Raw genomic sequence first — 25,727 nt, 5'->3', positions numbered from 1 at the left:
AAGGCCGCGATATGGTTTAATCAAATGGTTATTGGTGAGGGGCGAGTGACGAAATGGGGCACGACGTCGCCGCGCATTTCTTCTCCCCGCCGGGGAGAAGGTGGCCCGAAGGGTCGGATGAGGGGGCAACGTCAGCGATAGATCGCACCCTTGCCCCCCTCATCCCGCTGCCGTGGACTTCTCCCCGGCGGGGAGAAGAAACAGGCGGCACGCGCTCGCTTCCCATGAGGGAATAACGAGCGGCTTTCTATCTCACGCCTTCTTACGCATCGTCGCATAGACGATATTGTGGTTCTCGCCGAAGAACACCTCCGCCTCGATATTTGCAGGATCGGCGCTGGCATTGATGATCCGCCACATATCCGCCTTCGAGCGCAGCAGCAGTGCCCAGTTCATGAAGGTCTCCATATAGCCGTCGACGACGATATCTTCGGAGAAGTTGGCGAAGAGGAACATGCCGCCGGGCTTCAGCATCTCCATGCAGCGCCGTGTCAGCTTGATCGCCACGCGGTCGTTCAGATAATCATAAAGGCCGGCCGCATAGATCAGATCGAAGCTGCCGAGCTCCTGCGTGCGCAGCACGATATCGCGCACCGAACCGTCAATTGCCTCCACACCGCGGCCGCCGAAATCACGGGCGACGGAGCCAACGCTCAAGGGATCCTGATCCAGCGCCACCCAGCGCTTGATCCTGCCCTCTTTCAGCGCCACAGAAGCATCGGCCTCGCGCAGGTGGCCGGAGGCAATGGTGAGGATTTCCGTCTCCTCGCCATGGCGGGCGGCGGCCTCATCCACGAACCGCGTCAGCAGGTCCCGCCGCTCGCGCACGGCAACCGAGGAGCTGGCATCCTTCGTATAATCGTAAAGGGCGGCCCCCAGCGGGGAGGCGTTTTTCACCTGTTCGGCAACGCTGTCGTGACCGTAGATGAAATCGAGCAACTGGGCGTCGCCCGAATAGCCCCTCGGCTTTTCAAACGACCACCGGGTGAAGGGATCTTCGAGAAAATGCTCCGACACGGCGTGATTCTGTACCAGCGGGATCAGTTCCGCCCACACGCTGGAGTGGAGTTTATCGCGCAATCCATGCAGCGCGCCTGCCGTCCGATGTATTATCTCACGTGCTAAAACACCATTGTCGAATTGCTGCTGTGCCAATTCGAGAATGATGGCAATCTCTGCTTTCGCAACTGCGAACTGCTCATCGAATGTTTCGGTTCTGCGTGCAAAAATCTCTTTTGCGACAGTATCAGGGGTGATCAGACTTGCCCCGTCCAGATTTTTCTTCTTTACCCGCACCACTTCAGCCTCCAGTATTAACACATTGTTAACTATACGTTTCTGGAAGACGGAACGCCACTCGCTTTCAAATTTTGAGCGGTGTAGGGATAGATTTCTACATTAGCGTATTTTTTTGGTCACACTCGTGGGCGGAGGAGAAAACGGATACGCAATTTAGTGAAACTTAATGTTGCGGCCGTATGATGCGTTCTTCCTTTCCCGGTTCTGCACACATATCGAAAGAGATGGAAAGGAACCCGCACCGTGTGCATGAGCACACGGAAAAGTGGAATAAGCAGTTACTTAAAAAGTATACGCAACACTATGGGAAAGTGCATGAGGCACAGGTTGGGAGAGGTGAGTGGACAGCAAGACTATCGGCGGCCGGACTCCCGGTTTTCTGATGAACTTCTTGCCCTTTACCAGCAGGAAGGTGAGCGTAGCCGCCGTGGTTCGATCAGACAGGGCCTGTGGACGGCCGTTTTCATCTATCTGCTATTTGCCGTCACCGACATTATTCTAATCCCCGACGTCGCGTTTTACGCCATCATCGCCCGCCTGCTGGTGGTCATCTCATCACTGCTGACGCTGGAGATCCAGCTGCGCCGGGGCGCCAGCACCGCAGCGCTCGACCTCACCTGCGCCACTGCGCTCGTCATGGGCTATATTGGCTGGCTGCTGCCTTCGCTTTTGACCGACAACCTCGAAAACATGTCCTATTACATGGTTTTCGGGGCGATCTTCATGATGGGCGCCAACCTGTTCTTCACCTTCCGCTTCCATCTGTCGCTCGTGTCGTCAGGCATCATCCTCGTCACCTATTTTCTGGCGGTGACGCAGTTTCCCGAAGATGTGTTCTACAAGGTGGCTTTCGGTACGTTCTACATTTCCTGCTTCGTCTTCACCTCCTATGTGAACTGGAACCTGAACCGGGAGCGCTATCACGTCTTTCTCAACGCGCTGGAGGCCAAGGCCCAGCAGAAGGCGGCAGATGAACGCGGCCAGGCGCTGCTGCGGCTTTCCAATACGGATTCGCTCACGGGCCTGCAGAACCGTCGCGCCATCGACCATCAGTTGCGCCTGCTGTGGGACAATTGGAGCAAGAAGGAGGAGGGCTTTGCCGTTCTCCTCATCGATGTCGACTTCTTCAAGAAATACAATGACCGCTATGGCCACCAGGAAGGCGACAAGTGCCTGGTGACAGTCGGCAATGCGCTGCAGGATGCGATCGCCGGACATGGCGCTTCCATCGGCCGTTATGGCGGTGAGGAATTCATCGTTCTCGTGCCGTTCAAATCCAAGCAGCAGGTGGGCGAGCTGGCCGAAACGATCCGCCACACCGTCGAGGACCTGGCGCTTGCCCACGACCAGCGCCGGGATGGCACCTTCGTCGTCACCGTTAGCATCGGCGCGTCCTTCACCCGCCCCAATCCGGATGGCAAGCTGGAGAAAATCATCAACGAGGCCGACCGGGCGCTCTACATCGCCAAGGGCAATGGCCGCAACTGCATGAAGCTGTTCGATCCGGACGATCCGCAAACCAGCGACGAGACGGAAAACATCGCCGCTCTCCTGAAGATCGCCATTGCGGAAAACCTCATTTCCCTCGTCTACCAGCCGATCCTCAACGTCTCGACCAATGAAACGCCAGGCGTCGAAGCGCTGATGCGGCTTCGCCTGCTCGATGGCAGTGCCGTTTCACCGGGCATCTTCATTCCGATTGCCGAGCGCACCGGTACGATCATGGAACTCGGCCTCTGGACGATCAAGACCGCCTGCAAGCAGATTCTTGCTGAGGACCCGGTGGCCGTGGTCAGCGTCAACGTATCCCCCATGCAGCTGAAAAACCCGGGCTTTGCCACTTCGGTTGCGGCAATCCTCGTCGAGGCCGGCATCGCCGGTAACAGGCTCGCCTTCGAGATCACCGAAGGTGTGGATATGGAGATGCATTCGGATGTGCTGCGCTGCCTGAACGATCTTAAAACGCTCGGCATCAACATCTGGCTCGATGATTTCGGAACCGGGTTTGCCGGCCTTTCCTGGCTGCGCATGACCGATTTCGACACCGTCAAGATCGACCGCTCCTTCCTGCATGACAGCAACACGCCGCGCGGCCGGGCGATGCTGCAGGACATGATCCGCCTCATCCGCAACCGCGGCCACAAGATCCTCATCGAAGGCGTGGAGACGGAAGAGCAGCTGCGGCTGGTGCGCCAGCTGGAGATCGATTATGCGCAGGGCTATTATCTCGGACGCCCGGTCGTCGCCGAAAGGCTGGGGGCGGCAAAAGCCCCCTACCCGCGTCCCAACATGCTGCTGCGCCCCGCCTGACGGGCTGCGGGCCCTGCCTTAATGATAGGCGGGCGGCACGATCGAGAATTTCGACGCCAGTTCGGAAAAAGCCGCGCGGGTAACGGGATCGACAGGCGCGCCTTCCCGTTCCCGTCTTGCCGCCACCGCCCATTCCCGGTCGCCCGGGGCCATGACCTTGCAGTCCTCGCGCACGGGCGAGCCGCGCAGCACTTCGAGATAACGTTTCATGCCCTCGTCGAACACTTCGCGTTCAAGGAAGGCTTCCGGCTTCAGCGCCAGAACAAAGGCTCCAAGGCCACGCGGCGTGGAAAAATCGGGCCCGCCCATGGGATCTATATCGAAACTGAGCTTCATGCCGCTGAGAACGGCGCTGAAAATCTCCACCATGCCCGCCAAGGCCGCGCCCTTGAAGCCGAATGCGCTGCCGAGCGGTGCCAGCATTTCAACGGCATGGGGGTTCTGCGTGTCGACGCCATCACCGTCAGACGCGACACCGTCAGGCAATTGCTGTTCGAGGCTGCGGTAAAGCAGAACGCGATTATAGGGCACGGCACTGGTGGCCATGTCCAGCAGCCAGGGCATGTCATCCGCCGCCGGCACACCGACGGCAATCGGATTGGTGCCGTGGAAACGCATCGCGCCATCATGCAGGCGCACGAAACTGTCGGAATTGCAGAAGGCAAGGCCGATGTAACCCTGCCGCGCCGCTTCCAGCGCATAGGCGCCGGCGGGGCCGAAATGCGAGGAGTTGCGGATTGCCACCGCGCCGATGCCGAATTTTTCAGCCAGCGCCATGGCATTGTCCATCGCCGCATAGGTGGCGCGGGCGCCATGGGCATGGTCGGCATCGATGGTCTCCACCGCACCGAAGCCGGAGACGCGGCGGATCTGCGGCCGCCGATTGAGACGTCCGCCTTCAAGGGCGGTGATGTAATGGGCAAGCAGGCGCACGCCGTGGCTGTCGACGCCGAGCCTTGTGCCATGCATCATGGCGCGGGTTGCGGCATCGGCCGTCTCGTCATCCGTGCCGGCTGCGAGGAAGGTGCTGCGGCAGAACCGCTCCAGCTCATCCAGCCTTGCGAGAACGGCGACGTTTTCATTGCTGTGCGACATGCGGGGAACCCTCCCGATTCCAGAATCCATGCCGCACAGGCTATTCACGGAGCGCGTTTTTGCAATCGAATATCGCGTCCCGAATAATCAATCAGTCGTCCGCGCCCATGGCATCATAGGGATCGCGCTCACCGGCGATAATCGCGCGCTTGCCGACATGGTTTGCAGGGCCGACAATGCCTTCCTGCTCCATGCGCTCCACCAGCGAGGCAGCGCGGTTATAACCCACAGACAGGCGGCGCTGGATATAGGAAGTCGAGCACTTCTTGTCGCGCATCACCACCTTGACGGCCTTTTCATAGAGATCGTCGCTGTCGTCGTCGCCCATCGACGTCTTGTCGAAGACTGCCACGTCCTCTTCCGCCTCTTCATCGGCCTCCTCGGCGTCTTCGGTGACGGTGCCGAGATATTCCGGACGGCCCTGGGTCTTCAGATGCGCCACGACCTTTTCCACTTCCTCGTCCGAAACGAACGGGCCGTGGACACGGGCGATGCGGCCGCCGCCCATCATGTGCAGCATGTCGCCCTGGCCGAGCAGATGCTCTGCGCCCTGTTCGCCAAGGATGGTGCGGCTGTCGATTTTCGAGGTTACCTGGAAGGAGATGCGGGTCGGGAAGTTCGCCTTGATCGTGCCGGTGATGACATCGACCGACGGGCGCTGCGTGGCCATGATGAGGTGGATGCCGGCGGCACGCGCCATCTGCGCCAGGCGCTGGATCGCCCCTTCGATCTCCTTGCCCGCAACCATCATCAGGTCGGCCATCTCGTCAACGATGACGACGATGTAAGGCATGGCCGTAAGGTCCATTTCCTCCTGCTCGTAAACCGCCTCGCCGGTGGCGCGGTCGAAGCCGGTCTGCACGTTGCAGAACACCGTTTCGCCCTTGGCGCGGGCAGCCGCCGCCCTTGCATTGTAACCGTCGATATTGCGCACGCCGAGACGCGACATCTTGCGATAACGGTCTTCCATTTCGCGCACGGCCCATTTCAGCGCCATGACCGCCTTTTTCGGATCGGTAACAACCGGCGTCAACAGATGCGGAATGCCGTCATAAACCGACAGTTCAAGCATTTTCGGATCGACCATGATCAGGCGGCATTCTTCCGGCTTCAGACGGTAGAGCAGCGACAGGATCATGGTGTTGATGGCGACCGACTTGCCCGAACCGGTGGTGCCGGCGACGAGCAGATGCGGCATCTTCGCCAGCTCGGCAATGACAGGCTCGCCGCCGATGGTCTTGCCAAGGCAGAGCGCGAGCTTCTGGCGGGTTTCGGCATAGTCGTTCGCTTCGATCAATTCACGCAGATAGACCGTTTCGCGGACCGGGTTCGGCAGCTCGATGCCGATGACATTGCGGCCGGGCACAACGGCGACACGGGCCGAGAGCGCCGACATGGAGCGTGCGATATCATCGGACAGGCCGATGACGCGCGAGGATTTGACGCCGGGGGCGGGTTCAAACTCGTAAAGCGTCACGACCGGGCCGGGGCGGACATCGATGATCTCGCCCTTGATGCCGAAATCCTCAAGCACGCTTTCCAGAAGCCCGGCGCTCTGTTCCAGCGCTTCGGGCGTCATGGTCGTGGTCTGCTGGACGCGGGCTTCCTGCAGGAGATCGATGGAGGGATATTGATATTCTCCCTCGGCAAAGACCGGCGCTTCGCGGAACATCGGCTGCGAAGCCTGTATGGGTGCGCGTGGCGTGAAGCGCGGCTCTGCCGCTACTCTTGCTACCGGCTGGCTTTCAATCGGCTGGGCCTGCTCGATCGGCCGCTGCGGCTCGATGAAGACGGGTTCCTCCGCCACTGGCTGCGGTGCGATTTCCTGTTCTGCGGCCGGCGTGGCGACCGGAACGACAGCCTGACGCACGCCGATTTCCCGGTAAAGCCGGATCGCGGAGCCGCCCGGCACGGTGACGACCGGCGGCTCGGCTGAAAGCACGACGGCAGCGGCCGACGACACGGCAACGGCAGGGATGGACGCCGTCGGCGCCGGGCTCGTCAAAGCAGGATTTGCCAGCGTCGGATTTGCAAGAGCCGGATTTGCAAAATTGGCGCGCAGATAGGCGGGAACGGTCTCGACCGCTGCACCCGGCAGATCAAGCGTCATGACTTCCCAAAACAGCTCATCCGGCAGGTGGGCGGCAAAGGCCGGAACGGACGCAGCCGGCATGGCGGCCTGCGCCACAGCAACTGGCTGGACGGCAGGCTGCGGCTGAACGGCGGCAAATACCGTCTGTACCGGCGTTTCCACCATCGGCACAGATTGCGCGGCCTCCGTTGGCGCCTGTGCGGCGGCCGCGGCTTCTTCCGCCTGCTTGCGCGCAAGCTCGAGACGCAATTTGTAGGTCAGCGCCCTGGCACCGCGCGCATCGGGCGGCTGCGGCAGGAACGGCATGCGCTGCGGCGGCACGCGCTGCTCCGCCGGCTTTACGACCTGATGCGACAGGGCAGTAGCATCCTCATATGCAACAGCCTGCTGCACCGTCACTTCCGGCTCCACCGTGTCCGGCGCAGCGACAGCCACGGCTTCCTCTTCGAGACTATGGAGTTCTTCCGGAATATTCGGGGTTTCGACCGGCATGCGCCGGCTAAAGACGCTTTCCGGCGTGCGGGTAAAGCGCACATTGGGGCCAAGCACAAAAGCATTCTGCCAGCCGGGCATTTCGGCACGGCCTTCAATGGCGTCTGCTGCGCTGACATCGGCATTGGGCCGGGGCGCGGCACTCGCCTTCATCGCCGTCTGCTGCCCGGCAACCGCCTTGCCGCCGGCATGACGGGCGTTTTCGCTCCCCTCCCCTGCGTTATTGGACGAATTCTGGAATCTGGATCGGGAGAAGCTCATGGCAGCGTGCACACTCATCATAAACGTACATATTTCGGTCTCCCTGAAATAGAAAATAAAGGTTAATTACCCCTTTCCAAACGGCGCCCCGGCGGCAGATTTCACCTCACCCTCAAGCCCGCCGTGGTAGGCGCTGACAGCAAAAACAACGATCAACACTCTGTTTTTATTTTATTAAATCGGTTTTTCCGCAAGCTGGGGATATTCCGCAGCAACGGGGGAAAACCAGATTGGCGTGGGTGAGGCATATTGTTTCTTCAAACTCATCAGCAACGTAAAATCATTGCTGTAAAGGCCGCGAATTAACGTGGACACTGCCGAGGTTGCAGTCTTAAGATCGGCGTGCCGCGGGCCAAGCGGAAAAGCCCGTCTCGCCCTCATTTCCGGAGTGAAATTCATGTCGCCTGTCCAGCTTTCCCGCCGCTCGCTTCTCAAGACCTCACTTGCTCTTGCCGCAACCACGGGACTGGCGGGAATTGCCGCAGCGCAGGAAAAATCCGGCGGGCGGCTGATCGTCGCGGCCGATTCGGAGCCGAAAAACCTCAACCCGGCCATCGTCGCCTCCAATGGCGTGTTTTATATCGCCAGCAAGATCGTCGAGCCGCTGGCGGAAGCCTCCTTTAATGGCAAGGACGGGCTGGAGCCGCGGCTTGCGACCGAATGGCAGGGATCGGATGATGGCTTGAGCGCCACCTTCAAGCTGCGCGAAGGCGTGACCTGGCATGACGGCAAGCCGTTCACCTCGGCGGATGTGGCCTTTTCGGCGCTTTCGGTGTGGAAACCATTGCAAAACCTCGGCCGGCTGGTTTTCGCCAATCTGGACAAGGTGGAAACGCCTGACGACCACACGGCCGTCTTCCGTTTTTCCAAGCCCACACCGTTCCAGCTCATCCGCAATGCTTTGCCTGTCGTCACCAGCGTCGTGCCGAAACATCTCTATGAAGGCACCGATATCGCCACCAATCCGGCCAATACCAAACCGGTCGGCACCGGTCCCTTCGTTTTTGCCGAATACAAACCCGGCGAATATTACCGCCTGACCCGCAACCCGAATTACTGGGGCAAAGACCAGCCGCAGCTCGAAGAAATCATCTATCGCGTCTTGCCCGACCGTGCGGGGGCAGCCTCGGCGCTGGAAGCCGAAGAAATCCAGCTGGCCGCCTTCTCCGCCGTGCCGCTCGCCGATCTTGCCCGCATCGCCAAAGAGCCGGGCATCAAGGTAATCGCTGACGGTTATGAGGCGCTGACCTATCAGCTGGTGGTGGAAATCAACCACCGCCGCAAGGAACTGGCTGACCTCAAGGTCAGAAAGGCCATTGCCCACGCCATCGACAAAAAATTCGTCATCGACAAGGTGTTCCTCGGTTATGCCACGGCATCGACAGGCCCCGTGCCGAAAAACGCCCCTGAATTTTATACCGGCGATGTGGAGACCTATGATTTCGACGTCGCCAAGGCCAATGCCCTCTTGGATGAGGCCGGTTATGCGCGCGGACCCGACGGAAAACGTTTCGCGCTGAAGCTTCTGCCCGCGCCCTATTTCAACGAAACCAGACAATTCGGCTCTTATCTTCGACAGGCGCTTCAGGAAATCGGCATTGATGCCGAGCTGGTCAATAATGATGCCGCAGCACACCAGAAGGCGGTCTATACCGACCATGCCTTCGATCTGGCCGTTGCTCCCCCGGTGTTCCGTGGCGATCCGGCAATCTCCACCACGATTCTCGTGCGCTCCGGCATTCCCGCCGGCGTCGGTTTCTCCAATCAGGGCGGATATGAGAACAAGGCGCTCGATACGCTGATCGACAAGGCGGCGGAAACCGTGGATACGGCCGCGCGGACAGCACTTTACAAGGATTTCCAGCAACAGGTTACAGCTGATCTGCCGCTCATCAACGTCGCTGAATGGGGTTTCATCACGGTGGCGCGCGATACGGTCAAACATGTCGCCAGCAATCCGCGCTGGGCGGTTTCCAACTGGGCGGACACCGCGGTCGATAGTTGAGGCCGCGCCGTGAAACGTGCGACGTCTTTGCTGCGGCGAAGGGCGATCAGCGCCATTCCGGTGCTGCTGATCGTTCTCATCTTCACCTTCGCCCTGCTCGAAAATGCCTCCGGCGATGCGGTGGATGCCTATCTCGTTTCCATCGGCGGCGGCGATGCCGGGCTGCGGGACACGCTGCGCGAGCAATATGGCCTCAACGGCTCGATGCTTGCCCGCTTCTGGCTTTATGCCAGTTCGGTGCTGCGGCTCGATCTCGGCTGGTCGCTTACTTTTGACCGGCCTGTGCTGGGGTTGATCCTCGAGCGGCTGCCGAACACGCTACTCCTTATGGGCAGCGCCACCGCTCTTGCCTTCATCGTCGGCACCGCGCTCGGTATCGTCGCCGGCGCGCGCCCCGGCGGGGTGACCGACCGGGTGCTCTCCGCCTTGTCGCTCGCGCTTTACGCCACGCCCGGTTTCTGGCTCGGCCTCGTTCTCGCCATCGTCTTTGCCGTGCAGCTTCGCTGGCTGCCCACGTCAGGCATAGAAACCATCGCATCGGGCAAACAGGGCTTTGCACGGGCGCTGGATATTGCCCGCCATCTCGTGCTGCCGGTCGCCAGCCTTGGCCTCATCTATCTGGCGCTGTTCCTGCGCGTCATGCGCACCGCCATGGCGGCGGTCTGGCCGCTGGATTTCGTGCTGTTTGCGCAGTCCAAGGGGCTTTCCAGACGGCGCATCGTGCTGCGCCATGTTGCCCGCAACGCGGCGCTGCCGCTCATCACTGTGCTTGGCCTGCAGGCCGCAACCATGCTGGGCGGCAGCGTGGTGATTGAAAGCGTCTTTGCCATTCCGGGTTTCGGCCGGCTGGCGCAGGAGGCCGTCAGCGGTCGCGATACGCCGCTTCTGATGGGCATCATCCTCACCAGCGCCGTCTTCGTCATCCTCGTCAATCTCGCCGTCGACATTTTCTATTCCATTCTCGATCCGCGCATCGGCAGCGGGGAGAGTGCGGCATGAGTTTCGTTCTCCGGCTCCTGCGCAATTTCGAAGGGGTGACGGGCACCGTCATCCTGACATTGCTGGCGGTAATTGCGCTCTCCGCTCCCCTCCTGTTCCCCGGCGATCCGCTGGCGATCGTCGGCGAGCCGCTGATTGCGCCCTTTACAGATGCGGCCCTGCCGCTTGGCACCGACCGGCTGGGCCGCAATGTGCTGGCCGAACTTGCCCATGGCGCGCAGGCCTCCCTGCTCGTCGGCATGGGTGCGGCCGCCGCAGCGCTTGTTTTCGGCACCGTCATCGGCACGATTGCCGGTTTTGCCGGCGGCCTTGTGGATGAGGCGCTGATGCGCGTCACCGATGCCTTCCAGATCGTGCCGAATTTCCTGCTGGCGCTTGCCTTCGTCAGCACCATCGGCCCCTCGATGCCAACAGTCATTCTGGCCATTGCGCTCGGCGCGTGGGCGGATCCGGCACGGTTGATTCGGGCGCAGGTGCTGAGCATCCGCGAGCGTGACTATGTGCAATCCGCCCGCGCCATCGGCATGCATCCACTGGAAATCGCCTTCCGGCAGATATTGCCCAATGCCCTGCCGCCGGTTCTGGCGCTCGCCGCCATCATCGTTGCCGCCGCCATCCTCACCGAGGCGGCGCTCTCCTTCCTCGGGCTTGGCGATCCCAATATCGTCACCTGGGGCTCGATGATCGCGGAAGGGCGCAACGTGCTCCGCTCGGCGGCGTTCCTGTCCGTTATCCCCGGCATCGGCCTGCTGGTGACCGTGCTCGGTGTCTATCTTTTCGGAGAAGGCATCAACCGGGCAATGGCGACGAGGAGGCAGGCGCCATGAGCGGCAACGCCCTTTGCCGGATCGACGATCTCAGCGTCCGCTACGCCGCGGCCGATGCACCGGCGCTGCGCAAGGTTTCCCTGACGATACGGCAGGGGCAGCGACTGGCGATCATCGGCGAAAGCGGCTCGGGCAAATCCACGCTCGGCAAGGCAATCGCCGGGCTTCTGCCGCAGGCCGCACGGGTCTCGGGCGATATTTCCTGGAGCCGTGACAGCGGCCTTTTCACCGGCAGGCCGATGCCGGGGCGCGATATCGGCACGATCTTTCAGGATACCGGCGCGACGCTGAACCCGGTTCTGACCATTGGCGAACAGGTGGCGGAAGGCGCTGTGCGGCATCTCGGCCTCTCATGGAAAGCGGCGCGCGATCTTGCCCGCGATCTTCTGGAAAAAGTGCGGCTGCCGCATCCCTCCCATCTGCTCTCCGCCTATCCGCACCAGCTTTCCGGCGGGCAGAGGCAACGTGTGGCGATTGCCGCCGCCATTGCGGCGCGCCCTTCGATCCTGATTGCCGACGAGGCAACGAGCGCGCTCGACACGGTGACCCAGGCAGCCATCGCCACCCTTCTCGATGATCTCGTGCGCGAGGAAGAAAGAACGCTTGTCTTCATCACCCATGATATCGGCCTTGCCTCCAGCCTTGCCGACGACATCGCTGTTTTAAGCGCCGGCGAGCTGGTGGAACACGGCCCAGCCCGCCGGGTGCTTTCCGCGCCCGCGCATGCCTATACCCGGGCGCTGCTTGCCGATTACCTCGATCTTTCGACCCCGCCGCTCGTCAGCGAGGCCGTGCCATGAATGAAACCCTTCTGAGCGTGGACGGCCTTTCCAAGACCTACCGCACCGGCGCAAGAACGGTGACGGCGCTCTCCGATATCTCGTTTTCGCTCAAGCGCGGCGAGACGCTGGGCCTTGCCGGCTCCTCCGGCTGCGGGAAATCGACACTGGCGCGCATCCTGATGCGGCTGATCCCCGCCGACGAAGGCACGGTCCGTTTCGAAAACCGCAACTGGCTCGCGCTTGGCGGCAGTGCATTGCGCACCGCCCGGCAGCAGATGCAGATGGTGTTTCAGGATACGCATGGCGCCTTCAACCCACGCGCCACCGTCGAGGACGCCATAGGCGAGCCGCTGCGCATTCACCGCATCGTTCAGAGGCGCGACCGCCCGGCGGAGATACGCCGCCTTCTCGAGCGTGTCGGCCTGCCCGCCGCCTATGCCGGTCGCTCCGTCTTCGAACTTTCGGGCGGGCAGAGACAGCGTGTGGCGATCGCCCGCGCCATTGCCCTCAAGCCGTCGCTTCTCATTATGGACGAAGCGGTCTCGGCGCTCGATGTTTCGGTTCGCCGGCAGATTCTTGAACTGCTGGTGGAAATCCAGCGGGAAACGGCAATTTCCTGTATTTTCGTTTCCCACGATCTCGCCGTCATCCGCGCCGTCTGCCACCGTGTCGCGATCATGGAGGCGGGTCGGATCGTTGAAATCGGCGGGACCGGAGCGATCATTTCCGCGCCGCAATCCTCGACCGCCAGAAGCCTGATTGACGCCGCGCCGCGACTCATCACCACCATGCAAGGATAAGACATGCCCGCCCCGGATTATGCATTGCTTCTCGACCCGCCCGCTTTCCCCGCCGAGCGTTACGCCGTGCTGGCCGACCGGCTTGCGGCCCTGATGGGCACAAAAAACGACGTGCTGCTGATACAGGCGGAAGCCGTGCTGGCGCTGGAGGCGGCGGCGACAAGCCTTGCGCGGCCGGGGCTGAGAGCGCTCAACATCGTCACCAGCCCCTATGGCGCATGGTTCGGCGGCTGGCTGGAACGCGGCGGCGCAACGGTGCGCAACCTGACGGCCAGCCCGGCAAAGCCGGTGACGCTGGCCGAGGTTGAGAGCGCGCTGGATGACGGGCCGGGTTTCGATCTTCTCGCCATCGTGCATGCGGAATCGGCAAGCGGCATTCTCAACCCCCTGCCCGCCATTGCCGCGCTGGCGCAAGAAAGAGGCGTTATCACCCTGGTAGATGCCGTCGCCTCGATTGGCGGCCATGCCTTCGAGGTCGACAGACTGGGCGTCGATATCGCCGTCATCGGCCCGCAAAAGGCGCTGGCCGGCCCGGCAGGCATATCGGCCATTTCGGTCAGCCCAAAAGCATGGGAACTTCTTTCGCACGACAAAGCACCCAGCAACTCCATGCTCTCGCTTCTCGACCAGAAACAGCTCTGGCTGGATGCCGGCCGTGGCGCGTTGCCCGGAACACCGGCGCCGCTGGAATTTTACGCGTTGGAAGCCGCACTCGACAGGATCGAGGCGGAGGGTCTGCCAGCCGCCAATGTGCGGCACGATCGGGCGGCGGCGGCCACCCGTCATGGCATCAGGGCACTCGGCATCGCCAACTGGGTGGAAGACGCGCATTCCTCAGCCCTCGTTTCCACGGCGATCCTGCCGGATACTATCGAAGCCGGAGCGTTTCTCGCCGCTGTATCCAGAGAGCATGGCGCGGATATTTCCGCCGGCGTTGGCCCCGGCGCGGAACGGCTGATAAGGCTCAGCCACACCGGCCGGCGCGCGCATCCGCAGGCGGTGAAAGCCAATATCGCAGCCGTCTCAGGTGCCCTGAAAAACCTCGGCCATGCCACCGATACCGATTCCGCGCTGGAAGCGGCCGAAAAGAGCTATTCCGAGGCCGCTGCGAAAGAGGTTTGAGGGCACCCACAAACATTCATTGCGTGAAATCCGGCACCGGTGAAACGCCAATCACGACATTGTTGTTAAAAATAGTAGACAAATTCCGTGGCCAATCTTGACGAAATCATGGCAACGCGCGAAACTTAACACACCGTTAACTCGCGTGAAGAAGGGAACTGGCCATGGTAGCAGGGTTCAACATGCTCTCCTTTGACCTCTTTGGCATCGGCCGAAGAATGCCCGTCGTCAATGAGCGGGTGGAGACCGAGTTTCAGGACAAGACGCCGCGCAGACCGGACGACGAACAGCATGATGACGACCGTGACCAGGAATATGAACTGTTCTTCTGGTCGCTTTATCCGGTGATCTAGATCATCCGCAACGGCTCGCCGGCATGAACCTTGCCAAGGACGGCAGGTTCATTCAATGATTGCCACATGCCGTCTGGAAATGAAAAGAACTCTGCAAACAGAGACTTGTTGCTCCTGCGCCGCCTGTTGCGCGCCAGGGATCATATGGACGCGGCACCGCATGAGGCATGGCCCGTCTCACGCCTTGCAAAAGTCAGCGGCGCCTCGCAGGCGCATTTTGCAAGATCGTTTCGCGATGCCTTCGGCATACCCCCTCACCGCTATCTGCTGACCCGCCGGGTGGAGCGCGCCGTGGCGCTTTTGCGCGACACCGACCTTCCAGTCATCGACATCGCCTTGCAGACCGGCTGGAACAGCATCGGCACATTTGGCCGCGTCTTCCGCGATGTAACCGGGGAGAACCCGAGCGAAGTGCGGCGACAGATGCGGCTTTCCCCTGCCGATCTCGAGCAGGTTCCCCATTGCTTCGTCAGCGCCGCCCACCGCCCCCATCTCACAATCGCAGTTTCGGAGAAGCGCCGACAGGCGAAAGGCGGTAGGCACGGTGAGTGAAAGGGAGATAGCTCATGAAAAATGGTGTTCAAGTCGTCGGGCTTTACGTTCATGACCAGGACGAGGCGCTGCAATTTTATGTCGAAAAACTTGGATTTCGTGTGCATACGGACGCACGCAACGGCGATTATCGCTGGTTGACCGTGCAGCATCCGGACCAGCCGGATTTCCAGCTCGGCCTGTTTCGGCCACAGGCCCCGACCGTTAACGAGGCGACAGCGCAGGATCTGAACGAAGCCGTGGCCAAGGGCGCCATGCCGCCTTTGGTTCTGGTGGTCGAAGATTGTCAGAAGGCCTTTGACGCCATGCACAAACGCGGCGTCGAATTTACCCAGGAACCGATTTCCCGCTATGGATCAGTGGATGCGAGTTTCCGCGACCCTTCCGGCAATGGCTGGAAGCTCGTTCAGGCCCGTTGAGGCAACCGTGTGTCACATTCCATCATGGATGCTTTTTCTCGGGGGCGACTTTGATCTTGCGAAAATGGATAAGGCAGAGCCATCGGTGGCTGGGCATTCTGCTGACCGTCACCATTCTGGCGAACTTCGCTTCGATGGCTTTCGGCCCGACACCACCGGTGATCGTTTATGCCCCGCTTCTTCCGCTGACCTTGCTTGTCTTCAGCGGGCTGTACATGTTCTTCCTGCCTTATCTGGGAAAACCGCTCTCCCATTCGAAGGAATAGGCAGGCAGGCGACGAGGCGCTGTACACGCCACATGCCCGGAAGATAGCGGCGGTTTTGAAGAGCGACACTTATCGAATGTCCGAAAATATTTCAGCCCCGGGGCGGCACCCCGGGGCTGATTTTTAGCTGATTTTTAAAAGCGGCCGGCCGAAATGGCCTTGCCTTTAGTGGTTGTCGCGCGGCAGGCCCTTGGTCTGGGCGATGCGCTGATACTTGACCGCCGGTTCCAGAACCGCGCCGGTTTCCATCTGGCTGACGATGCCGCGCTGGATTTCCTGCCATGGCGTCTGGTGGTCCGGGAACTTGTAACCGCCTTCGGCTGACAGCGCCTCGTAACGCTTGGCCAGTTCTTCACCTGAAATCAGGATATCCGCCTTGCCGCGACCCACATCGATGCGGACGCGGTCGCCGGTCTGCAGAATGGCAAGACCGCCGCCGGCCGCCGCTTCCGGGGAAGCGTTGAGGATGGACGGGCTGCCCGACGTGCCGGACTGACGGCCGTCGCCGATGCAGGGCAGCGAACTGACGCCTTGCTTCAGAAGATAATCCGGTGCGCGCATGTTCACCACTTCCGCTGCACCCGGATAACCGATCGGGCCTGCACCGCGCATGAAGAGCACGGTGCTGGCGTCGATGCCGAGCGACGGATCGTCGATGCGGTGATGGTAATCTTCCGGACCATCGAACACCACGGCGCGGCCTTCGAAGGCTTCCGGATCATCAGGGTTGGACAGATAACGATTGCGGAATTCTTCCGAGATCACGCTGGTCTTCATGATGGCGGAGGAGAACAGGTTACCGCGCAGAACGCGGAAGCCGGCGCGCTCCTTGAGCGGCTGCTCATAGGGGCGGATGACTTTCTCGTCTTCAATGATCGCGCCACGGCAATTGTCGCCGATGGTCTTGCCGTTGACGGTCATGGCGTCTTCCATGATCAGTCCCTGGGTCATCAGCTGGTTGACGACTGCTGGCACGCCGCCGGCATGATAATAATCCTCGCCGAGATATTCACCGGCCGGCTGCAGGTTGACGAGCAGCGGCACGTCTTCACCATAGGTCTGCCAGTCATCCACCGTCAGCTCGACGCCGACATGGCGGGCAAGGCCGTTGAGGTGGATCGGCGCGTTGGTGGAGCCGCCGATGGCGGAATTGACGCGGATGGCGTTGATGAAGGCATCCTTGGTCATGATGTCTGATGGCTTCAGGTCTTCCTTGACCATTTCAACGATGCGCAGGCCGGTGAGGTAGGAAACTTCCTGACGGTCACGGTAAGGGGCCGGGATGGCGGCGGAGCCGGGAAGCTGCATGCCGAGCGCTTCGGCAAGCGAGTTCATGGTCGTTGCCGTGCCCATGGTGTTGCAATAACCGGTGGACGGCGCCGACGAGGCGACGAGCTTGACGAAGCCCTGATAGTCGATCTCACCCTTGGCCAGCAATTCGCGTGCCTTCCAGACGATGGTGCCGGAGCCGGTGCGTTCACCACGGAACCAGCCGTTCAGCATGGGGCCGACGGAAAGGGCGATGGCCGGAATGTTGACGGTGGCCGCCGCCATAAGACAGGCAGGCGTGGTCTTGTCACAGCCGATGGTTAGCACAACGCCATCAAGCGGATAGCCATAAAGCACTTCCACGAGGCCGAGGTAAGCCAGGTTGCGGTCGAGGCCGGCCGTCGGGCGTTTGCCGGTTTCCTGGATCGGATGAACCGGAAATTCGATCGCGATGCCGCCGGCTTCGCGGATGCCTTCACGCAGGCGGTTTGCCAGTTCCAGATGGTGACGGTTGCAGGGCGAAAGATCCGAGCCAGTCTGGGCAATGCCGATGATCGGGCGATCGGACTGAAGCTCGGCCTGGCTCAGACCGAAGTTCATGTAACGCTCGAGATAAAGTGCCGTCATATCCGCATTGGCGGGGTTGTCGAACCACGCGCGCGAACGAAGCTTGCCTTGGGTTGCAGGCAGATTGTCGGATTTGGTCATGATGCAGGTCTCCAGCCGGAAGTGGCCAACGGTAAAATATTACGAAATGCGACAAGCTTATGTTGTGCGCAAGGAAAATGGAATCAGCTTTCGGAGTTCACGCATAACCGACAGAGCCGGTCCAGACGAGTGGATCGGCACCGTTCTTCGGCTTTAGCCGAACATTTTTCGGTGCTTACGATGATACCGGCTATCTGCAACGGTCTCTCCCTCCCTGCCCTGTCGGATGGCGGCTAGTCTCTCGCGCCGCACTCCGCATCAAGCCAATCTACTTATTTGTATTACTATTAGATGTCATCTTAGCCTGTCAAGCCGCATCGAAGCCCGTTTCCGGTATGTTTTCACAGAGAAAAAAGACACGAGAAATATCTACAAGTCATTGATTCATTGGATTTTAAGGTAAAATTCCGATCGAACTGACATCGCGCAATTTGCAGAAGGTCTAAAAAACCGCTTTTCAAGAGTATTACTATATGCTCATAGTGTGCCCGTCACGCTGTCATCATCTCTGGGAGGATAAGATGAGAAAAGCTTTTGCGGCATTCACTGTCGCCGTTTCCGCATGCCTTGCATCCAGTGTTTCCGCACAATCGCTTACCGTCGGCTTCTCGCAGATCGGCTCGGAATCCGGGTGGCGCGCGGCTGAAACCACCGTCACCAAACAGCAGGCCGAAAAGCGCGGCGTCACGCTGAAATTCGCCGACGCACAGCAGAAGCAGGAAAACCAGATCAAGGCCGTCCGTGGCTTCATCGCGCAGGGTGTCGACGCGATCCTGATCGCGCCTGTGGTCGCCACCGGCTGGGACGCGGTGCTGAAGGAAGCCAAGGAAGAAAAAATCCCCGTCATCCTGCTCGACCGCCAGATCGAGGCGCCGGATGATCTTTACCTGACCGCCGTAACCTCCGATCAGGTGCACGAGGGCAAGGTGGCTGGCGACTGGCTGGTCAAGGATGTCGGCTCCAAGGATTGCAAGGTGGTGGAACTGCAGGGCACGACCGGCTCTTCGCCCGCCATCAACCGCAAGAAGGGTTTCGAGCAGGCCATCGAATCCCATAAGAACATCAAGATCGTGCGCTCGCAGACGGGTGACTTCACCCGCACCAAGGGCAAGGAAGTGATGGAAAGCTTCATCAAGGCCGAAGGCGGCGGCAAGGATATCTGTGCCGTCTACGCCCACAATGACGACATGGCCGTCGGCGCGATCCAGGCGATCAAGGAAGCCGGCCTGAAGCCCGGAACCGACATCAAGATCGTCTCCATCGACGCCGTGCCCGACATCTTCAAGGCCATGGCGGATGGCGAGGCCAATGCGACGGTGGAACTGACACCCGACATGGCAGGCCCCGCTTTTGACGCGCTCGAAGCCTATCTGAAGGACAAGAAGGAACCGCCGAAGTGGATCCAGACGGAATCCAAGCTTTATACGGCATCCGATGATCCTATGAAGGTCTACGAGGCGAAGAAGGGCCTGGGGTACTGAGCCCTGTCTTGTGAGGGACGGCAGCAGGAGCTGCGCCGTTTCTTTCGGCCGTTAAAGCCCGATACTGAATGATTTTATGGAGCGAGCGGGTGCGGCCTGCTTCTTCTCCCCGCCGGGGAGAAGGTCGCGGCAGCGGGATGAGGGGGCAACGGTAGCGATAGACCGAGAGCTAGCCCCCTCATCCGACCCTTCGGGCCACCTTCTCCCCGGCGGGGAGAAGAAACAAGCGGCACCCGCTCGCTTCATGCGATCACTCTGTGCCCTTATGGCGAGACCCATTTTCGATACGGAACTGCTCAATGTCCGAAACGGCACCACTTCTGGAAGCACACGCCATCGGCAAATCCTTTCTCGGGATCACGGCGCTTGATGGCGTCGATTTTTCGCTCGGGCGCGGTGAAATCCACGCATTGCTCGGCGAAAACGGCGCGGGCAAATCGACGCTGATCAAGATCTTGACCGGCGTTTATCACCGCGACAGCGGTTCGATCTTTCTGGAAGGTAGCGAAATCTCGCCCACCGATGTCGGCGAGGCGCAGGCGCTGGGCATCGGCACTGTCTATCAGGAAGTGAACCTTCTCGAAAACCTGACGGTTGCCGAAAACCTGTTTCTCGGCCGCCAGCCGCGCCGCTTCGGGCTGATCGACCGCAGCACGATGCAGAAGAATTCGCAGGCGCTGCTTGCCCAGTACGGGCTGTCCATCGACGTCAACGCGCTGCTTTCCAGCTATTCCGTCGCCATCCGCCAGATCATCGCCATTGCCCGCGCCGTCGATCTTTCCGGCAAGGTGCTGGTGCTGGACGAACCAACCGCCAGCCTTGATGCCCATGAAGTCGAGATGCTGTTCGGCGTCTTGAGAAACCTGCGCGCACGCGGCATCGGCATCGTCATCATCACCCACTTCCTCAATCAGGTCTATGACATAGCCGACCGGGTGACGGTGCTGCGCAACGGCCGCCTCGTCGGCACCCGCGATATCGGCAGCCTGCCCCGTTCCGAACTGATCTCGATGATGCTCGGCCGCGAGCTTCAGCACATCACCCATGAACATCAGGTGACCGAAGATACGGTTGCCGAGGGCGAGCCGCCGATCCGTTTCGAAGGTTACGGCAAACGCGGCAGCATCGCCCCCTTCGATCTCGGCATCCGCCCCGGCGAAATCGTCGGTGTCGCCGGGCTGCTCGGTTCTGGCCGGACGGAAACAGCCTTCCTGCTGTTCGGCATCGACCGGCCGGATACCGGAAAGGCTGTCATCGACGGCCAGACGGTGGCGATTTCTTCGCCGGAAGCCGCCATCACCGCCGGTTTCGGCTTCTGTCCGGAAGAGCGCAAGACCGATGGCATCATCGGCGACTTTTCCGTCACCGACAATATCGCGCTGGCGCTTCAGGCACGACAGGGTTGGGCCCGGCCACTGTCGCGCCGGCAGAAAGCGGAACTGGCCGAAAGCTTCATCAAGTCGCTCGATATCCGCCCGGCCGATCCCAACCGGCCGATCAAATTCCTGTCCGGCGGCAACCAGCAGAAGGCCATTCTGGCGCGCTGGCTCGCCACCCACCCCCGTCTGCTGATCCTCGACGAACCGACACGCGGCATCGATATCGGCGCGCATGCGGAAATCCTGAAAATGATCGAAAAACTCTGCAGCGAAGGCATGTCGCTCGTCGTCATCTCTTCGGAACTGGAAGAACTCACCGCCGTCGCACACCGTGTCGTCGTGCTTTCAGACCGCCGTCATGTCAGCGAGTTGAAGGGCGGTGACGTGACCGCCGACAACATCATGCGGGCGATTGCCGATGCGGCAAAAACGGAGGCGGCATGATGGCAGCAGTGACACGACGCCTGAAAAGGCTTGCGCCGCAGCTTGCCGCGCTCTTCATCATTCTGGCAGCGATAACAATCCTTTCGCCGGGTTTCCTGCATGTCTCGTTCCAGAACGGCAGGCTCTATGGCAGTCTGGTGGATATTCTCGTGCGTGCCGCACCGGTCGCGCTTTTGACCATTGGCATGACGCTGGTCATCGCCACCAAGGGCATCGACCTTTCAATTGGCGCCGTCATCGCCATCTGCGGCGCGGTCGCGGCCACGCTCATCAGCAATGGCCATTCCATTCCCTCGGTCATCGTCATCTCGCTTGCCGTGGGCATTGCCTGCGGGTTGTGGAACGGCGTGCTGGTCGCCCTTCTCGACATACAGCCGATCATCGCCACGCTGATCCTGATGGTGGCGGGTCGCGGCATCGCCCAGCTTATTACCGAAGGCGTCATTCTCACCTTCAACAATGACAGCTTTTCCGCCATCGGTTCCGGCTCGTTCGCAGGCATTCCGCTGCCCGTCATCATCTGGGTCGCGGCGGCGCTCACGATCGGCCTTCTGGTGCGCAAGAGCGCGCTCGGTTTCCTGATCGAGGCGACCGGCATCAATCGCCGCGCCGCAGCGCTGGCCGGGGTGCGGGCCCGCTTCCTGCTGTTCTTCGTTTATGCGGTTTCCGGCCTCTGCGCGGCCATCGCCGGCATGATCGTCACCGCCGATATTCGCGGCGCGGATGCTAACAACGCCGGGCTGTGGCTGGAGCTCGACGCGATCCTTGCGGTGGTCATCGGCGGCACCTCGCTGAATGGCGGGCGCTTTTCCATCACCGCCTCGCTGATCGGCGCGCTGATCATCCAGACCATCAATACCGGCATTCTCGTCTCGGGCTTCCCGCCGGAATTCAACCTCATCATCAAGGCTGGCATCATCATGGTGGTGCTGACGCTGCAATCGCCGGCGATCATGGCCGTCCTCGGTTTCGTGAAAGCGCCGAAGCCCCACGTCAAACCGGCGGCCACCAATGGCATGACCAAGGAAGGAACCGCGCGATGATCCACAGCCGCAACCTGCCCTTCCTCACCACGCTGACGATCTTCGTGATCGCCTATCTTCTCTGCGTGCTGCAATATCCGGCGATCCTGTCGACACGGGTGATCGGCAACCTTCTGACCGACAATGCCTTCCTCGGCATCGCGGCCGTCGGCATGACCTTCGTCATCCTGTCGGGCGGCATCGATCTTTCCATCGGTTCGGTCATCGCCTTCACCAGCGTCTTCGTCGCCGTCATGGTCGGCACCTATAATATCCATCCGCTGCTGGCCTTCGCCATCGTGCTGGTGGTCTCGACGCTGTTCGGCTGCCTGATGGGGGCGATGATCCGTTTCCTGTCCATCCCGCCCTTCGTGGTGACGCTGGCCGGCATGTTTTTGGCGCGCGGGGCTGCCTATTTGATCTCGACGCAGTCAGTGCCGATCTCGCATCCGTTCATCGATGCGATACAGGGCTTTTATTACCGCTTCCCCGGCGGCGGCAGGCTGACGGCGCTCGCCATGCTGATGCTTCTTGTCTTTGCCGCCGGCATGCTGATCGCCAGCCGCACCCGCTTCGGCGCGAATATCTATGCGCTCGGCGGCAATCCGCAATCGGCGGAGCTGATGGGCGTGCCTATCGGCGCGACGACCATCGGCATCTATGCGCTGTCCGGCTTTCTCTCCGGCCTCGCCGGCATCGTCTATACGCTCTACACCTCGTCGGGCTATTCGCTGGCGACGGTGGGCGTTGAACTCGACGCCATCGCCGCGGTCGTCATCGGCGGCACGCTTCTGACCGGCGGCACGGGGCTGGTGGCGGGCACCTTCATCGGCCTGCTGATCCAGGGTCTGATCCAGACCTACATCGTTTTTGACGGGACGCTGTCCTCCTGGTGGACGAAAATCGTCATCGGTGTGCTGCTTTTCGTCTTCATCGTGTTGCAGCGCGCAATCATCTGGTATTCAAACAGGAGACTGGCCGGGCCACATCCGGCATAACCACCAAGGGAGGCTTGCTTGGGGCTGCTCGAAACGACGATAAGCGGGCGAAAACGCCGGAACAGCCACGCCCATGTGGTCTCCGAACTCGGCAGCGCCATCGTCTCGGGCAGAATTGCCGAAGGCTCCCTGCTGCCCAATGACGCCGAACTTTCCATGCGCTTCGGCGTCTCGCGCACCGTGCTGCGCGAAACCATGAAGACGCTGGCGGCGAAGCGGCTGGTGGAACCGAAAGCAAAGGTCGGCACCCGCGTTCTCGACCGCTCAAGCTGGAATTTCTTCGATCCCGACGTGCTCGGCTGGCGCTGCGAAGCAGGCATAGACGAGGAGTTCGTTACGCATCTGGCAGAAATCCGTCTGGCGCTGGAGCCGGCAGCGGCAGCAGCAGCGGCCCTGCAGGCCTCCAATGACGATATTGTTTCGCTTTACGTCATCGCTGCAAAGTTCGACAATCCAAAACATACGCCGGAAAGTATCGCCAAGGTCGATCTCGAATTCCACCTTGCCGTGGCGCATATGTCCGGCAACCCCTTCATGCGCTCGGCAAGCGGGCTGATTGAAGCGGCACTCGCCATTTCCTTCCAGCTTTCGTCACCTGCCGCCTCACCCGGCACCATCGCCGAAATTGCGTCGAACCATCTGCGCATCGTCCACGCCATTGCCGCACGTGATGCGGATGCCGCCGTCAAAGCCATGCGCCACGTGATCGAGGTGGGCAAGGACCGGACGCAGAAGGCGATCAAGGCGCCCTGAAGAGGCTGCCCTCCCCTGTCTTCTGAAACGAAGAACGGGCCGCAACATCCTGAAGACAATCAGAGAAAATTCAGCGTCACCAGCGCCAGCAAGAGGTAGCGCCCGACCTTGGCGATCGTGACCAGCAGCAAAAAGACCGGCAGTGGCTCTTTCATGATGCCGGCCGCAACCGTCAGCGGATCGCCGATCAGCGGCGCCCAGCTTAACAGCAGCGACCACCGGCCATAACGCCGATACCAGTTCTGGGAACGTTGCAGCGCGGCCTCGCCAACGGGAAACCAGCGCTTATGCCGGAAGCCTTCAATGCCACGGCCAAGCAGCCAGTTGACGAAGGAGCCGGCGACATTGCCGGCACTGGCGACGACCACCAGCAGCCAGACAGGCTGCGACTTCATGAGGATGAGACCGGCCAGCGCCGCCTCCGACTGCATGGGCAGAATGGTCGCCGCCACAAAGGCCGTCAGAAACAAACCCGCATATATCGCCAGATCGGCCATTTTCCGCCCTTCATCACCAGCGAATCCCGCCGTGGCCCCTGAAGTGCCGGATGATGGCGCGCACCGTCAAGCTCGCCCTGACATCACCGATCCAATATCAGGCCGAATTCTCCGCAATTGCGCGCACAATATCGTCATGATCCACCTCCAGCAGCGCCTTGTGGATGGACAATTGCCTGATATCACCGGATGCGGACAGGATGACGATCACCGTTTCGCGTGGCGGGCAATCCGGCAGGGCGCAGGACAGCTCGCTGACGGTGACGATGTCATCGGCATGCAGATTTAACAGGTTGCGCGCCCATTGTTTCAGAATCCGGGCCTGCGAGACGATCGCGGAACCGCTGCGCGCAAGCGGATTGTTCATGAAGCACCCTTTCGCCTCGCCTGCGAGGCCAATGTATCGAAAAGATCGCGGATTGGCTGTTGCGGCATATCCATGCCGATCAGCACGAGCCGGGTTGCACGGTTGCCATCCGGCCAGCTTTCGAGCCTTGCCAGCGGGTAAAGCCGGTGCTGCACGGCGTGGGCAACCACTGGCCGATCCGGGTCGTCCGTCGCCTGGAAAATACCTTTCAGTCGCAGCAGGCCGGAATGCACGTTGCTGGTGACGAGTTCGAGAAAGGTAACGATCATCTGTGGCTCAAGAGCCCCGTCGAAAGTGAGGTCAAAGGCCTCGACGCCGGCACCATGGCGGTTGATATCATGGGCATGGTCGGCATGCAGGCTCAGCCTGTCGGCCGCCAGCCATCCCGGCACATCCTCCGGCTTGCCGCGCAGCGAGTAGTTCTTCGTTGCAAAAAGCGACATGAGATCGAAGCCGGCAGCATTGCGGTCATGCAACAGGGCGGCGGGGTTGAGGTCTGCAAGGCCTTCACGGTCCATCGCTGTCGTATTGGCAAGGTCGGTTTTCGTCAGGACGATGTGGTCGGCAAAGGCAAGCTGTTTCCAGCCTTCGATGAAGCTGTCGAGCATCGCTCGGCCGGACGTGACATCAAAGACAGTCACCACGCCCGAAAGATGAAAGTGCCGGGCGACGATGTGGTCGCGCAACCCAAGCGCCGGTGTGCCGCCGGCAATCAGGCTGTTAATGATCGGCGCGGGATCGGCAAGTCCCGTCGTTTCGATAACGACACGCGATATTTCCGGCATCACCCCTTCCAGAAAGGCCTGATGCAATTCGTAAAGCGAGGTGCGGATATCGCTGGTGGCGTTGCAACAGATGCAACCCGTCGTGGTTCTGAAATACCGTTCCGAACCGCTGCGCACCAGATCGTGATCGATGGGCACGGATCCGAATTCATTGACGATGACGGCGGCGTCATGCATGGCCGGTTCGTTCAGAAGCTCGTTCAGCAGGGTAGTCTTTCCCGCACCCAGAAAGCCGGTAAGCAGGGTGACCGGCACCGTCCTGACGGGCTGGGAGACAGCCGTGTCATCTCCTCGCGCAACCGCTTTCTTCCGCGTCATTCCAAACACATCCGCACCTTTGAACCGCATAA

General features: G+C 60.8%; 24 protein-coding genes. 16 read left to right on the top strand and 8 right to left on the bottom strand.

All coding sequences use genetic code 11. From position 1 onward, the window contains the following. Positions 1-252: 252 nt before the first annotated feature. On the bottom strand, positions 253-1,299 hold the full coding sequence (locus tag EXN68_RS21575; protein ID WP_161991435.1) for a class I SAM-dependent methyltransferase: 1,047 nt from the start codon (positions 1,297-1,299) through the stop codon (positions 253-255). Between the two features lie 315 nt (positions 1,300-1,614). On the opposite strand from EXN68_RS21575, the gene EXN68_RS21570 reads away from it, so the two are divergent. Further along, a complete protein-coding gene (locus EXN68_RS21570) occupies positions 1,615-3,609 on the top strand; it encodes a putative bifunctional diguanylate cyclase/phosphodiesterase (protein WP_142842785.1) in 1,995 nt (664 codons plus the stop codon). An 18-nt stretch (positions 3,610-3,627) separates the two neighbouring features. Here the strand turns inward: EXN68_RS21570 and EXN68_RS21565 are convergent, their stop codons facing one another. The 3 genes from EXN68_RS21565 to EXN68_RS27485 all read right to left on the bottom strand — a co-directional run bounded on the left by EXN68_RS21565 (position 3,628) and on the right by EXN68_RS27485 (position 7,948). After that, a complete protein-coding gene (locus EXN68_RS21565) occupies positions 3,628-4,704 on the bottom strand; it encodes an Ldh family oxidoreductase (RefSeq protein ID WP_142842784.1) in 1,077 nt (358 codons plus the stop codon). A 91-nt stretch (positions 4,705-4,795) separates the two neighbouring features. Continuing rightward, positions 4,796-7,570: a DNA translocase FtsK gene (locus tag EXN68_RS21560; RefSeq protein WP_142842783.1), complete on the bottom strand. Its 2,775-nt coding sequence runs from the start codon at positions 7,568-7,570 to the stop codon at positions 4,796-4,798. A 153-nt stretch (positions 7,571-7,723) separates the two neighbouring features. Continuing rightward, complete coding sequence (locus EXN68_RS27485) at positions 7,724-7,948, bottom strand: hypothetical protein (RefSeq protein WP_161991434.1); 225 nt, start codon at positions 7,946-7,948, stop codon at positions 7,724-7,726. Here EXN68_RS27485 and EXN68_RS21555 point away from each other — a divergent pair. From EXN68_RS21555 to EXN68_RS21510, 10 genes are all read left to right on the top strand, one after another. Then, entirely contained in the window at positions 7,947-9,554 is a 1,608-nt protein-coding gene (locus tag EXN68_RS21555; RefSeq protein ID WP_161991433.1) for an ABC transporter substrate-binding protein, read from the top strand. The genes EXN68_RS27485 and EXN68_RS21555 overlap by 2 nt on opposite strands. Before the next feature lie 9 nt (positions 9,555-9,563). Then, positions 9,564-10,553: an ABC transporter permease gene (locus EXN68_RS21550; RefSeq protein ID WP_142842781.1), complete on the top strand. Its 990-nt coding sequence runs from the start codon at positions 9,564-9,566 to the stop codon at positions 10,551-10,553. Further along, positions 10,550-11,380 carry an ABC transporter permease gene (locus EXN68_RS21545; RefSeq protein ID WP_142842780.1) on the top strand — a complete coding sequence of 277 codons (831 nt, stop codon included), beginning with the start codon at positions 10,550-10,552 and terminating at the stop codon, positions 11,378-11,380. The genes EXN68_RS21550 and EXN68_RS21545 overlap by 4 nt, the downstream gene beginning before the upstream one ends. Further along, positions 11,377-12,180, top strand: coding sequence for an ABC transporter ATP-binding protein (locus tag EXN68_RS21540; protein WP_142842779.1), 804 nt, complete (start codon positions 11,377-11,379; stop codon positions 12,178-12,180). Before EXN68_RS21545 ends, EXN68_RS21540 begins: the two co-directional genes overlap by 4 nt. After that, positions 12,177-12,962 carry an ABC transporter ATP-binding protein gene (locus EXN68_RS21535; protein WP_142842778.1) on the top strand — a complete coding sequence of 262 codons (786 nt, stop codon included), beginning with the start codon at positions 12,177-12,179 and terminating at the stop codon, positions 12,960-12,962. Before EXN68_RS21540 ends, EXN68_RS21535 begins: the two co-directional genes overlap by 4 nt. A gap of 3 nt (positions 12,963-12,965) precedes the next feature. Further along, positions 12,966-14,084, top strand: coding sequence for a pyridoxal-phosphate-dependent aminotransferase family protein (locus EXN68_RS21530; protein ID WP_142842777.1), 1,119 nt, complete (start codon positions 12,966-12,968; stop codon positions 14,082-14,084). Positions 14,085-14,248: 164 nt separating this feature from the next. Next, positions 14,249-14,437: a hypothetical protein gene (locus tag EXN68_RS27480; protein WP_046800845.1), complete on the top strand. Its 189-nt coding sequence runs from the start codon at positions 14,249-14,251 to the stop codon at positions 14,435-14,437. 66 nt (positions 14,438-14,503) lie between these two features. Further along, on the top strand, positions 14,504-14,989 hold the full coding sequence (locus EXN68_RS21520; RefSeq protein ID WP_110759922.1) for a helix-turn-helix domain-containing protein: 486 nt from the start codon (positions 14,504-14,506) through the stop codon (positions 14,987-14,989). Positions 14,990-15,003: 14 nt separating this feature from the next. After that, positions 15,004-15,408, top strand: a complete 405-nt coding sequence (locus EXN68_RS21515) for a VOC family protein (RefSeq protein WP_142842776.1) — start codon at positions 15,004-15,006, stop codon at positions 15,406-15,408. A gap of 56 nt (positions 15,409-15,464) precedes the next feature. Further along, positions 15,465-15,674, top strand: coding sequence for a hypothetical protein (locus EXN68_RS21510; RefSeq protein ID WP_404944528.1), 210 nt, complete (start codon positions 15,465-15,467; stop codon positions 15,672-15,674). 165 nt (positions 15,675-15,839) lie between these two features. Here the strand turns inward: EXN68_RS21510 and EXN68_RS21505 are convergent, their stop codons facing one another. Then, positions 15,840-17,651, bottom strand: coding sequence for an IlvD/Edd family dehydratase (locus EXN68_RS21505; protein ID WP_142842774.1), 1,812 nt, complete (start codon positions 17,649-17,651; stop codon positions 15,840-15,842). Between the two features lie 521 nt (positions 17,652-18,172). Between EXN68_RS21505 and ytfQ the strand changes: the two genes are divergently transcribed. From ytfQ to EXN68_RS21480, 5 genes are all read left to right on the top strand, one after another. After that, positions 18,173-19,132: a galactofuranose ABC transporter, galactofuranose-binding protein YtfQ gene (gene ytfQ, locus EXN68_RS21500; protein ID WP_142842773.1), complete on the top strand. Its 960-nt coding sequence runs from the start codon at positions 18,173-18,175 to the stop codon at positions 19,130-19,132. 299 nt (positions 19,133-19,431) lie between these two features. Further along, a complete protein-coding gene (locus EXN68_RS21495) occupies positions 19,432-20,955 on the top strand; it encodes a sugar ABC transporter ATP-binding protein (protein ID WP_142842772.1) in 1,524 nt (507 codons plus the stop codon). Beyond that, the gene (locus EXN68_RS21490) at positions 20,955-21,998 is read left to right on the top strand and encodes an ABC transporter permease (RefSeq protein WP_161991441.1); all 1,044 of its coding nucleotides are present in this window, start codon (positions 20,955-20,957) and stop codon (positions 21,996-21,998) included. Before EXN68_RS21495 ends, EXN68_RS21490 begins: the two co-directional genes overlap by 1 nt. Next, a complete protein-coding gene (gene yjfF / locus EXN68_RS21485) occupies positions 21,995-22,975 on the top strand; it encodes a galactofuranose ABC transporter, permease protein YjfF (RefSeq protein ID WP_077767892.1) in 981 nt (326 codons plus the stop codon). The genes EXN68_RS21490 and yjfF overlap by 4 nt, the downstream gene beginning before the upstream one ends. An 18-nt stretch (positions 22,976-22,993) precedes the next feature. Further along, positions 22,994-23,728 (top strand): FadR/GntR family transcriptional regulator, encoded by a 735-nt coding sequence (locus EXN68_RS21480; protein ID WP_065117054.1) that lies wholly within the window; start codon positions 22,994-22,996, stop codon positions 23,726-23,728. 59 nt (positions 23,729-23,787) lie between these two features. On the opposite strand, the gene EXN68_RS21475 is transcribed toward EXN68_RS21480, so the two are convergent. The 3 genes from EXN68_RS21475 to EXN68_RS21465 form a co-directional block, all read right to left on the bottom strand. Continuing rightward, the gene (locus EXN68_RS21475) at positions 23,788-24,225 is read right to left on the bottom strand and encodes a YqaA family protein (RefSeq protein WP_142842771.1); all 438 of its coding nucleotides are present in this window, start codon (positions 24,223-24,225) and stop codon (positions 23,788-23,790) included. 97 nt (positions 24,226-24,322) lie between these two features. Next, positions 24,323-24,592 carry a hypothetical protein gene (locus EXN68_RS21470; protein ID WP_142842770.1) on the bottom strand — a complete coding sequence of 90 codons (270 nt, stop codon included), beginning with the start codon at positions 24,590-24,592 and terminating at the stop codon, positions 24,323-24,325. Beyond that, positions 24,589-25,695 (bottom strand): CobW family GTP-binding protein, encoded by a 1,107-nt coding sequence (locus EXN68_RS21465; RefSeq protein ID WP_237681442.1) that lies wholly within the window; start codon positions 25,693-25,695, stop codon positions 24,589-24,591. The genes EXN68_RS21470 and EXN68_RS21465 overlap by 4 nt, the downstream gene beginning before the upstream one ends. Between the last annotated feature and the right edge of the window lie 32 nt (positions 25,696-25,727).

It is taken from the genome of Martinezella rhizogenes (assembly GCF_007002745.1).
Classification (GTDB): Bacteria; Pseudomonadota; Alphaproteobacteria; order Rhizobiales; family Rhizobiaceae; genus Agrobacterium; species Agrobacterium cucumeris.
Note: the sequence above shows the minus strand (reverse complement) of the source record. Positions and strands in the feature narration are given on the sequence as shown.